The sequence below is a fragment of the Spirosoma pollinicola genome, assembly GCF_002831565.1.
Classification (GTDB): domain Bacteria; phylum Bacteroidota; class Bacteroidia; order Cytophagales; family Spirosomataceae; genus Spirosoma; species Spirosoma pollinicola.
The window spans coordinates 7736602-7749198 of the sequence record NZ_CP025096.1; the positions used below are offsets into that span (position 1 = coordinate 7736602).

Genomic DNA, 12597 nt, shown 5'->3' on the forward strand with positions numbered 1-12597 from the left:
GGTTATTTATGCCTCGTACCAGCCGTGTGCATTCCGTACCTTGATCATAGTACCAAGAATGTCGTTCCAGGTCTGCTGATTATTCATCACTGCGTTGGGGAACATGCAGCCATCCCAGCAGATGTGCCGGAATGCCTTGGTAAGTACCCCATTTTCGTCGCGCAGCCAGTAACCTGCATCATGTACAACATCAAGTTTACCATTGGGGTCCAACGCCTGGCAGTGGCGGCCTGTCTTATCATGCGAACCTGATCCAAAGACAGTTCCGTCATTTTGGGCAACGTGGAAGTCGATTGTCCAAGGACGTAACGCTTTGGTTACTGTTTTGAGGGCTTCTTCCAGGGTGGCCCGGTCGCTCCAGTCAAAGTCGGGGGGTAGAATTCGATCCTGCTCGCGGTTGTAACCCATTGTATAGAGCAAGGTGTGGGCCATATCTGCCTGAAAGCCCATATTTGGTCGATCAACAGCTTCCAGCGTTTCGAGCATGGTTTTCCAGCTGTGCATACCGCCCCAGCATATTTCCCCTTCAGCCGCCAGTTTCTCTCCGAAATCGGCGGCAACATCGCAGGCTTCGCGGAAGGTTTGGGCAATGAGTTTAGTATTCCCCGTCGGATCGGCATCCCAGTCGTGGGGCGAACTGGCGGAGTCGATGCGCACCACGCCACTTGGACGAATACCCAGTTCGGTTAGCTTCTGTCCGATATGGCACGATTTACGAACCATCTCCACAAAATTGGCACGGTCTTCTTTACTACCCATAGCCGGTCCACCCCAGATAGGTGCCACCAGCGAGCCAATTTTCAGGTTGTAGCCGCCTACTTTATCGGCCAGTTTCTTTATCTCATCATCCGATATATTGACGTCGATATGCTCGAAGAGGGCCAGATCGACACCGTCAAATTTCACACCGTCTACTTCAGCCCCGGCTGTTAGTTCGAGCATGGTATCGAACGCAATAACGGGTTCAGAATCGGGACCTTTTCCTACAACACCCGGCCACATGGCGTTGTGGAGCTTTGGATAATTATTTTCGTTCATGAGGTTAAAAGTTTCGACACAGAGATACGCGGAGAAAACACAGAGATACACAGAGATAGGTTAAGATAAAAAGATAACTCTGTGCATCTCCTTTAATCTCTGTGTATCTCTGTGTCATAAATTTTTAAAGTATCAAATCAGGATTGCTTGGCCCAAAGTGCTTTAGCATGACGATTGGGTCTGTTGAAGACGCGTTGATAATTTTAACACCTTCCAAAGCCGCCTTTTCACTCACAAAGAACTCGTCGTTTGTCAGTTGACCATACCGGATCATAGTGGGTGTTTCAATGTCCCAATCATTTAATTTGCCATGTCCTTGCATCATGATCAGGCCATAGGCGGCACTGTCCTTAATGGTTACGGTTTGGCCGGGAAATACGGTTAACTCCTTGGCACTAAACGCATCGGATTTATAGCAAACCCATACTTCGCTGTAGCCTTCGGCTTTCATTTCCTCCGTATCCCGAACGGGCATCGGAACCATATACCGATTTGCCATCATCTGCGGGTCAGTATTTAGCTCCCAATCAATGGCTTCCATAAGTTGATCGTAATCGCCGATGCGGTCTTTGGGTGTACCATTCCAGAGCAACTCTTCCGGAATAATAGCTTCGTTCACCAGCGACTGATACATTGCGAATACGTCGGAGGCTTTTTGGGGCTCATACGTACATAGGCTGCCCGGTGCGTGAAGTAATCCCGGCGGTACATCCCAACCTGTTCCGGGTTCGAGTCGGTAGGCTGATGAATAGTTTGTGATCTTATTGTCGCCTTTGGTAAAGTTCTGTAAGCACTCTTTTATCTGTTCTTTCGATGTGCCGGGCGCGATACCAATAAAGGTATACGGGAAATCGCCACCGTGGTTGTTTACCTGGGGTGGGAAGTAGTACGCTTCTGGTTTCCCTAACTGACCAATCAGAGCCGCCTGTTCGTCGTTGTGATGCAGGTGATGCGGTAATGGCCCCATGTTGTCGAAAAACTTGGAGTACATAGGCCATGCACCGTATTCATCCCACAAGCGATCACCGATCAATTCGCCTTTCAACTCGCTCACGGCATCTTTCAGCAAAAATTGTACTTCCTGCCCGTTATCAGTAAAGACAACATGACTCAATCCTTCGTTTTCGCCGGTTAATGGGCCATTTTTTGCGGGTGTTGTAGAGGAAAACCAACGTTCGTCGATACCGCCCCGCTCACCGCCCAACACGTAGTAGTCGTCCGGGTGAAGTTTGATTCGGCGGCCTGGCACGCAAAATGACCGGGGTACCCAGGTTGGCGTCAGTCGCAAAACGCCTTTTCCCTGTTCTAATGCTTTCTCTATTACACTGAGTGTTGAGGTTGTTTCCATAAAGGGTTTGTAGTATTCAGCTTAATAATATTTTTTCAGAAAGTCATTGATCGTGTCTTTCTCATGTAAAATTTCAATTTCCAGATCATAAGACTTTATTTCGCCCGGTGCCAGAAACAAAAGTTCGTTCTGTTCGCGAGCTTTGGCTTGTCCAATCAGCGGATTGGTGGTTGGTTCCAGACCTGTTACATACTCACCTTTGCCCCAGTGTTGCCAGTTTATCAACCACGGCAGTTGCGACTTCTGGAACCGCAAAGCCATAACTATACCCAGTTTGGCATTATGCAAGCCAGCCGTGCATTGCCCGGCACTATCGGGCGTTGCATCAATAGACGCTACGGCTTCGCCAGTGCCACTGTGCGTTGCCAAGGGAGCCGGACAGGTTCGAAAATCATTGCCTTCATGAAAAACATCGGCATTCATACCGCCCTCACGCGCCTGCCAATCGCCCTGCCAGATAATATCGGTTCCTTCATCGACCAGCGGCCAACCGAAATTGAAGTGATAAAGCAGCATATGCGGTGTTGGCGTGTTGGCCCGATTGATCACTTCATCATGAATCCGGAGAAACGATTGCCCAAGGGTGCCCGATATTGTTCGGCGCAGTTCCAGGCTGGGGCCGAATATTTTGGTTTCCTTAATCCGGCCGGTGATGCTCATATCCAGTCGGCCGGTCAACGGGTCAGGCTGGATGATAGACTCGATTTCGGCGGGGCAATTGCTAATCTGGCCATGCAGTCCGCGTTCGCCATACTCGTCTTGCTCGGGGCCGCCCACGTGCGAAAGCCCGCAGGTAGTGAGCAAGCCTCCACCAAATGTTCGAAGCCAGTCGGCGCCCCGATCAGAAAAAGGCTGAGGTGGTGTAATGCCCGTGTAGCTGAGCCAAGCCAGGCTATGTTGATTATAAAAAGCATCGGCAATGTCCATTGCCCGGTCAATGACCACTTTATAGCGAAGACCCGTGCCGGTGTTGATCCAGGCAATGCGAACACCCCGACCGGTTCCATTGTCGAGTATGGATGTTTCGATGCCGCCGATCTGAGCCGGATTTGAGACTTTATCTGTCCAGGATTGTGGAGTCAAGATTGGTAAGGTGTAAAATGGATAATGGGTAATAGATGATGGGTAATGAAAATGATCATAATCGGCGTGGAACGTGCCAGCTTTTCATTAAACATTGTTCATTATACATTAACCATTACTCATTCCCCTAAACTACAATTGCTTTAACATCAAATTACGATACTGCACTTTCATGGGTGGGCCAACGTGTACCTGAACGCCCAGAAGACCTTTTGCTTTACCGTTGACGGTATCTTCGTCCGTTACATCGCTCATTAGTACATCATTGATGTAATGCTGTAACCGGTTTCCTTTAATGACCAGTCGGAATGTGTTCCAGTCCTCACTCTTGATGAATGTTTTAAGCGAATCGGAGCTGCCGAGCGAGCCGGTCACGGTTAAACCGCCCCATGCGTTGTTCTTGACATTGGCCCGCACGGCTTCGGGTGTTGCTGCGCCGGTATAAGGTGGTATTGTGGTTTTTTGCCCTCTATAAGCCAGTGTTGTCCGTTTCCGCTCTTCATAGTTCTGACCCGTGTACCGAATCTTCCCGTCAATATCGGCCTGATAGCCACGCAAAGCAAATGGCACATCAGGTAATTGATCACTCCGGTAGTTGATGCCGGAATTACCCGCTTCTGTAATGTTGAACTCGCCTTTAAACTCAAAGTCACCGGGTTCTCCACCCCGCCAGATAACGAAGTTGTTGGTTTTGAGTAAGGTGGCCGGTGTTATTTCGCCAACCAGATTCCCATTTTCTACCCGCCAGTAAGTTGGATCGCCATCCCAACCTTTGAGCGTTTTGCCATCAAATATCTGAATGAAGCCGTCTTTTTTCTTTTGTGCAACACAGGCAGTGTTGATAGTGGCAGTTGTCATGACCGCCAGTACCAGCCCTAGCTGGATAAAGTTGAGGTTTCTTTTTTTAAGCATGTCTGTTTTACTATTAGTGTAGCGCGGGCATCTTGTCCGCATAGCCGTAGGCTGAGTTGTAGCTCATTTTTTGCCTATGGCTATGCGGACAAGATGCCCGCGCTACTCGTTATTTACCTTTCGAGCTTGCCTTATACACATCATTTCCCTGATTTCCACCCGACTTCAAATAAGCGATCAAGTCTTTCAGCTCATTAGGATTCAAGCTGTTGATCAGGCCGGGAAGCATAATTGAAACGGTTGAGTTTTTCTTTGACACAACGTCCTTCTTAGCCACTTTCCGAAGATCGTCCGGCGCAAACGGGTTTTGAGAAATCGAGTAGTTAGCCTTGTCTTCATTGACTAAGCGACCTAGCACAGACTGTCCATTTTTCAGCGTAAAAATGGACGACACATATTGATCAGAAATGGCTTTATCAGGATTAATGATCGCTTCCAGAATATCCTTGTTGGAGAATCGAGTACCCAACTGTGTCAGATCAGGACCAATATCGCCCCCTGTTCCACCCATTGAATGGCAACGACTGCATAGAATAGCCGAGTAGATTTTTTTGCCGGTCTCAAAATCGCGGCCCGCTAATCCACTATCAACCACCGCTACGGCTTTATCCAGCTCCCATCGGCGACCGGGGCCTTTAGGGGAAAAATCACTGACAAAATCGTTACCGGATTTAGACAATAGCTCAGCTCCCGACATTTTATCGTAGCGATCAAATTGATCTTTTGGAACGTGCGCCAACGCTAGTTTACGAGCCCGATCAATGAAGCCGACATAGCTACGACCACCCTGAAATTTGAACGCATTAGCAAACCAGCTAAAGTATTTATTCCGAAGCTCAGGTGTCCAGCCAGCATCTTCACGACTAAGCATTACAGCATAGAACGTTTGTTGTAATGGCGGTACTTTGGCCAGCATACTGGCGATATCCAGACCGTATTGCGGGTTGCGCAGGATAAGATCCGACGAAGCGGTCGAGGTTTCGAGACCCAGATTTTTGCTACCGGGCTCATCTTTTATATCCATCAGAGCCAGCGTTTTATTCACTACGCCCGGCGCTTCGAGTGAGATAAGCACCCGGCTGAGGCCACGGTTCATCAGGGCTGTTTTTGCCGGATAGTGCGGGTTGAGATACGCCACTACTTTATCCCGATCAGCGCCTTCCGGCATGCCCATCCGCAGGAACGTCAGCTCAAAAGCGCGGCAAAGATCAAACTGCTGCGACTCGGAAAGCTGATCATAATTTATTTTTAGCAACGAGCTGATCAGCTTGCTTTTTTGCGCAGCATCTCCCTGCCGGGCCAGTGCAATACCACCCTGTGTAATGCGTTGCGGATCGGTTTCGGTAAAGACACGATCCTGCCATTGGGCAACGGGCTGGTGTTCGACCGCGATCCGGGCGGCATATCGCACAAACCGATCGGGGTGGCTCAGGTTGGGCCAGGCTGTTGCAACCGCAGCAGGATTAGGTCCCTTATGAAACTCTTCCAACTGAGTTCTTAACTGATGTTCCTTCGTAATAACAGGGGCCTTGGCAACCGGCGTTACCGATTCGGTGCCAGTATAAGTTATCCGGTATAAGTCAGACTCCAGCCGACGACCACCCGTCAGGAAGTAAAGAGCACCATCAGGCCCAATCATGCCATCCGTCAACGGAAGTGGAGACCCGGAGATAAACTCTTCCCGTTCAGCTTCATACGATGCGCCTTTAGGTTTCAGATGAACCGCGTAAATAATACCGAAACTCCAGTCGAATGCCAATAAAGACTGGCGATATCGCTCGGGGAATCTTGCGTTGCCAACATATAAAAGGTTCGTTGGCGATCCCTGACCAATGTTCAAAATTGGCGGCAAATTGTCTGGACTGGCCGGAAGCCACTTGCCATTGCCGGTACGCCAGCCAAACTCAGCACCACTTGGCACGTGGCAAATACGAGTTGGACGGTACCAGGGTAGGCCAAAGTCCCATTCCATGTCTGAGTCATAGGCAAATATATCGCCCGCTTCGTTGAAGGCAATATCAAATGCATTCCGGAAGCCAGCACCCATCAATTCCCAATGCTTTCCTTCGGGATCAATATTGGCTATCCAGCCACCGGGAGCCATCCGGTCATTGGCGTGACCACGCGGATCTTTAATTTGCGGAAACAGATTATCTTCTTTCCAGTTCGATGGCAAGCGATACGCATCCATTTGCGGCACATCGGTATGATTTCCAGCTACAACGTAGATTGACTTGCCGTCGGGAGACAGCTTCATACTGTGCGGTCCATGTTCGCCCTCCTGCCCTTTCAGCTCTTTCAGCAGGGTTATTGTCTCAAATTGATCGTCACCGTCCTTATCCTGAAGGCGATATAATCCCGTTGGTTTATTAAAATTCTTGTTCACTCGGTTGTTCACCATCACGTAGAGGCTATTGAAGGCGTATAATAAGCCCTGCGCGTAGCCTATACCTACCGTAGTGTCGCCCGGTTGAACAATACCAACTTTCAGCTTTTCGATTTTAGGTTGCTGTGCTCCTGATCCAACTGGCGGTATCTCCAGCCGATACAAAAAACCGTATTGATCAGACGTAATCATCCGGCCTTTATCGTCAAAAGCCATCGATACCCAGGAACCCTGTTTATTATCGGAAGGGCTATACAAATGTTCCGCTTTAAAGCCAGGCAACAGTTTTAGCTTGTCAAGTTTCGGGTTGTCTGCTTTGGCCGTTTCGGATGGGACTCCGCGCATGTTGACCCAGGATGTTCCGGCCAGAGCAATGGCCGAAACAATTAGCAGCAACTTGGCTGGTTTGTAGGTGAATAACATAATTGTATTGAGTAGGTATGTAAAAAACAATGCCTTTGTGTCGGCTTATCGACGGGCAATCAGGTTGTATAGTATTGAGTATAAAGCAGGTGAACCTGTCAATATACCGACCTTCAAGAAGTTGATTATAGAAAGAAAAGAAGCAGAGCCGAAACGATTCTGCTTCTATTTATCCATTATTACCAACCTAGATTTAACATAAAATCGATACTGAGGCAAATTTCTGTTCTTGACAGACAGTTGCTCATTGGTCTATAATTTCTATCATCAGGCTAACTGCCTTACAGAAGTCAGCCTGATGCGTAATGCGCTAAAAATTAGGCGTTAATGCTGCCTCAACTGCTGGAAGTCCATAATAATCATCCAGAACAGTGAAGGCATTTGGTGGCGGAACAGCTCCGGCCGGGAAATAATACGCTGCCGGATTGGCTTTCACCTTGGCACCATATGCACCAATAATCTCTTTTACACGACCCGTTCTGGTTAGATCGAACCAGCGTTTATTTTCAAAGGCCAGTTCAACGCGACGTTCTTTGAAGACAGCCTCCCGCATATCGGCCTGCGCCGATGCCGTTGTAGCAGCTAACCCGGCGCGGGCGCGTACCTGATTGATATAGGGAGCCGCTTCACCCGTTTTGCCCTGTTCGTTTAACGACTCCGCCAAAAATAGCAGCACCTCGGCGTAGCGATAAACGGGCCAGTTCTGACCTGTATTTTGATTCAGCGAATGGGGACGGGCGTATTTTTTGATATATGGATACGTTTTGTTTGCCCGCAGACTTCCGCTCAGTGTTATCGTACCAATGGAAATATCTTTCCGCTTATCACCAGCTTCATAAGCAGCAATCAGATCCGGCGTGGGAATATTGTTACTTTCCTGAGACGTAGGCTGCGGGTTCGATGTACCAACAATGGGTGCTATTTCGGTAGCGGAAATCGGCGAGGGTAGAAAGCGGTAAATCTGGTTACCGTTATACCCGGCTGAGCCCTCCATGTACTGAATCTCAAAAATGGATTCCTTATTATTCTTATTGGTGCTCGTGAACGAAAACGCGTCGTTATAATCAGGCATCAATGCATAGCCATCATTGGCTACTACTGCTTTCAGTATTGTTTCTGCCTGTGCCCATTTTTTCTGCGTAATGTACAGATTCGCCAGAAGGGTTTTGGCCGCTCCTGACGTGGCCCGACCCGCTTCCTGAGTAGCTTTATTTGGCAAAGCAGTGCTGGCTGCTAACGCATCTTTCTCGATCTGGGCATAGATAGCATCCGTTGTTGCCAGGGGTAAGGCCGCATCTTCCCGACCCGTAATGGGTACTAAGTGCAGAGGCACTTTACCAAATAACCGCACCAAATCGAAGTAACAAAAGGCTCTAAGAAACAAAGCCTGTCCTTTCAGATTATTTTTTGAAGCCTCTGAAGCGAACGCTATTCCGGCACCGTCTATAAGCGACAAAATCTGGTTGGCCCGGGAAATAATCACATAATTTAAGCGATACTGTACCAGTACGTTATCATTTGCGGTTACACCATTAGCCGTTGGAACGGCAAAATCAGCTACGTTTTCTGTTGGGTCAACAGCTCCGTAGAGCGTGTTTCGGGCATAGTACGTGTTGTCGGAGTGCATTTCCTCCAAAACCCAGGCACGCTCGTTGAATATCTGCCGAAGGGGTTGGTAAGCCCCGTTTACAGCTTGCTGAAAGTCAGCTTCGGTCTTAAAAAACGTTGCTGAGCTCAGCGCGGTTTCGGGAACTACAGTCAGGAAATCTTTGCTGCAACCGGTCAGGGCAATTGCTAAAAGCCAGGTCGCTATATGTTTACGTTTCATATATTCAGTATGAGTTTATTGATTGTTCACTGGTTGTTGAGTTGTTATACGATAGTCATTACCACGAATGAAACTCAAAAACCAGTGAACAACGATGGATTAAAAGTTTAGGTTAACGCCGAGGGTGTACGTACGTGGAACCGGGTAGTTCGAAAAATCAACACCCTGACTCAGGTTATCACCAGGGCCATCGCCCGCACCGTTACCGCTGGTTTCGGGATTCGGTCCACCCCAGTATTTCGTGAATATATAGACCTGTTGAGCCGACGCATATACCCGAGCCGACTTGAAGAGCTTATTAACCGCCCCAATGTTATAGCCCAGCGTTATGTTTTTGATCGTAAAAAATGACGCATCAGCCAGGAACTGCGAACTATGCCAGTCGCGCTCAATACCCGTGTAGTTACCCCCGTTGTTCGTTGCCCCGAATTGGCCTGCTCCCTGGGTAATTACATTGGTTGCGACACCAACACCGTTGATCAAGGTATTTTGAACCCGGAACCGGTCTTTTACACCTTCAACCATGTTGAACACAGCGTCAAGGTTAGCCGTACTATATAAATGGCGTACCCAGAGTTGGTTACCGTAAGAACCAGAACCCGTAATTGAGAAATCGAAGTTGCCGTATTTCAGGTCATTTGTAATCCCGTAGGTGAATTTTGGGAACGGGCTGCCAAGAATGGTTCTGTCGTCGGCATCGCCACCGTTCGTAATAATGCCATCGCCGTTGATATCCTTAAACTTGATTGTGCCAATGGCCGAACGACCCGGAATGATAGGTGACGTTCTGAGTTCTTCAGCACTCGTATAATACCCTTCTTTAACCAATCCATAGAACTGGCCGAAGGGCTTGCCGACCTGTGTAATGTGGAAGCCTGTACCACCATATACCCGGTCGATACCTGGCGCTAACGAGACAACCAGATTACGGTTGAATGAAATATTGGCGTTGGTTGTCCATTTTAGTTTGCCCACTGAGTTCTTGGTTGTCAGCGAGAATTCATGCCCCCAGAACTTGATTTCGCCAATATTGTCGGAGAAGAACCCAAATCCAGACTCCTGTGGAATCTGTACATTGTAGAGCAAGTTCGTCGTACGTTTCGTATAAAAATCGTAGATAAACTGGATACGGTCGTTCAGTAAGCCCAGATCAAGCCCTATATCAAATTGCTTGGTCGTTTCCCATCCTAAATTAGGGTTAGCCAGCGACGTAACGACAGCCCCCGTAGCGACCGTGCTCCCAAATACGGCATTTGTTGTGTTATTAACCAGCGCGTAGGATGTATAGTTACCGATGTTGTTGTTACCAATTACACCATAGCTTGCCCGGACTTTAGCAAACGAAACGGGCAACACTGTTTTCATGAAGTTCTCATCCGAAAGCACCCAACCTACCGAAGCCGATGGGAACGTACCAAACTGGTTATTCGCACCAAATCGAGAGGATCCATCTGTCCGAACAGCCGCTGTAAACAGGTATTTCCCTTTGTAGTTATAGGTCAACCGAGACAGGTAAGATGTTAATGTCCATTGGTTAATGCCATTATTGGTACCGCCCCGGTTTATATTGAGCGCTCCCTGAATGGTAGGAAGCCGATCATCGGCATAGGTATCGGCCTGGATACGATTGAACTCCTGCCGATAGTACTGATTTGTAAAACCAGCCAGCAACTCAAAGTTATGATCATTAAAGCTACGGGTATAGGTAGCCAGGTTTTCGTTTAACCACGATGTATTCTCCAGACCTTGACGAATCGAAACTGCCGTGGTAGGTATCGGCACATTGATAGCATTAGTAGCCGTCGATGGATTAAAGAAGAAGAACTTAGAATTCTGATATTCGATATTCATCGTCGACCGGAGGGTTAACCCAGTGATTGGCCGGTATTGTATGTAGGCATTCGCTAGCAGGTTTGTATTCTTGGTTTCGTTGATCAGTTCGTTAGCAGCTCGCACCCAGTTTGGGTACTGAAAAATATTACCGGTACTGGCAGGAAACTGGTTGAATTTGGTCAGATCTCCATTGGCATCGTAAATGGGCATAACTGGCCAGGTGTGCAGCGCGTTAAACAGAATACCGGTTCCCCGGTCACCATCTGTGCGGGGTGTATTGTCGTACACGTATGAAGGCGCTACGTTGAAGCCAATCGTTACCCGATCTGATATATTGTAATTTGAGTTAAGGCGCAGCGAGTACCGTTTATATTTGTTGTTCAGTACTACTCCTTCCTGATTGAAAATACCGGCTACCAACGATGTATTGGCTTTTCCTGTATTATTGGAAATACTCAGATTATAACTTTGCAGAGGAGCCTGACGCAGTAGCGCATCATACCAGTCGTTGTTTTTCCCTTCATACTGCGAAGGATTCTGGAATTCAGCGGGTACCGCCTGGCCCTGATCTTCGTAATATTCTTTCTTGAACTGCGCGAACTCAACGGCGTTCAGCATTTTCACACGCCCCCGCACAGGTACTTTTTGTACGCCGGCAAATGCGCTGAAGCTGATGTTTGTCTGACCAGGTTTCCCTTTTTTAGTAGTAATCAGCACGACACCGTTAGCCGCCCGCGAACCGTACAGCGATGTAGAAGCAGCATCTTTTAACACCGAAATATCTTCGATCTCATCGGGGTTAAGCTGGGCAATGTTCCCTGTTATCGGGAACCCGTCAATTACATAAAGCGGGTCACTACCAGCCGAAACCGACACCTGACCCCGAATCCGGATGCTAATACCTTGACCAGGCTTACCGGTGGCCTGGTTAATTTGCACACCCGCCAAACGACCCTGCAATTTCTGTCCGATCTGCGATACAGGAATATCTTTAATTTCTGCTGCGCTTACTGTCTGAACAGCACCGGTTATTTCCTTTTTCAGCTGGCTACCATAACCAACCACAACAACTTCGTTCAGGGTTTGATCGTCGGGAGAAAGGGCAACGGTTATAGCTGTTTGATTACCTACTGTAACTTCTTTTTTAGCATAGCCTACAAAACTAAACACCAGTATTGAGTTGGCGTTGGGTACAGCAATCCGAAAACTGCCAACACCATCTGTAGTAGCCCCTTGTGTAGACCCTTTCACTACTACGCTTACTCCCGGGAGTCCATCGCCTTTTTCGTCGGTCACTTTACCCGATACAGTAATATCTGCTGATACTTCCTTTACTCGCAATGGAGTATTCAGGGCTATCAACTCCGGCAATCGTCCATTTTGTTGAATTTCTTTGGGCTGTTGGGCAAAGCTTGTGAGCGAGCCCGCTACCATACTGAGTGTGACTAATTGATAAAGTCTTTTCATGGAAGTAGTTAGATTGGAGATAGGATTTTGATCTAGTTTGGCTTCAGGAAAAAGTCAATTGAATGGCCAAATATTACTAGATGTGCTCCGTCAACTTTCCTATACCTACCCACAATTATCATTATTTGGATAATATTCTTGTTATTTTTAATATCTGTTATACCTATACTGTTTTTTGCCCACTCGTTTACTTAAACTTGGCAACCACAGCAGCCTTACTAGTACTGATTATATAAATGCTCTCTTCTCTCAAAATTCGTAGTGCTTACTAATTGGCAG

Annotated in this window: 7 protein-coding genes; all 7 read right to left on the bottom strand. The window is 47.9% G+C overall.

Translation table 11 applies throughout. The features are described 5' to 3' along the window. Positions 1 to 6 precede the first annotated feature (6 nt). The gene (locus CWM47_RS32770) at positions 7 to 1038 is read right to left on the bottom strand and encodes a sugar phosphate isomerase/epimerase family protein (protein ID WP_100992751.1); all 1032 of its coding nucleotides are present in this window, start codon (positions 1036 to 1038) and stop codon (positions 7 to 9) included. A gap of 124 nt (positions 1039 to 1162) precedes the next feature. After that, positions 1163 to 2386 carry a class I mannose-6-phosphate isomerase gene (locus tag CWM47_RS32775; RefSeq protein WP_100992752.1) on the bottom strand — a complete coding sequence of 408 codons (1224 nt, stop codon included), beginning with the start codon at positions 2384 to 2386 and terminating at the stop codon, positions 1163 to 1165. Between the two features lie 21 nt (positions 2387 to 2407). Further along, positions 2408 to 3469, bottom strand: a complete 1062-nt coding sequence (locus CWM47_RS32780) for an aldose 1-epimerase family protein (protein ID WP_100992753.1) — start codon at positions 3467 to 3469, stop codon at positions 2408 to 2410. A 132-nt stretch (positions 3470 to 3601) separates the two neighbouring features. Continuing rightward, positions 3602 to 4381, bottom strand: a complete 780-nt coding sequence (locus CWM47_RS32785) for a 3-keto-disaccharide hydrolase (RefSeq protein WP_100992754.1) — start codon at positions 4379 to 4381, stop codon at positions 3602 to 3604. Positions 4382 to 4490: 109 nt separating this feature from the next. Next, the gene (locus CWM47_RS32790) at positions 4491 to 7190 is read right to left on the bottom strand and encodes a c-type cytochrome (RefSeq protein WP_100992755.1); all 2700 of its coding nucleotides are present in this window, start codon (positions 7188 to 7190) and stop codon (positions 4491 to 4493) included. 310 nt (positions 7191 to 7500) lie between these two features. Then, complete coding sequence (locus CWM47_RS32795) at positions 7501 to 9018, bottom strand: RagB/SusD family nutrient uptake outer membrane protein (protein WP_100992756.1); 1518 nt, start codon at positions 9016 to 9018, stop codon at positions 7501 to 7503. Positions 9019 to 9117: 99 nt separating this feature from the next. Beyond that, entirely contained in the window at positions 9118 to 12318 is a 3201-nt protein-coding gene (locus CWM47_RS32800) for a SusC/RagA family TonB-linked outer membrane protein (protein WP_100992757.1), read from the bottom strand. Between the last annotated feature and the right edge of the window lie 279 nt (positions 12319 to 12597).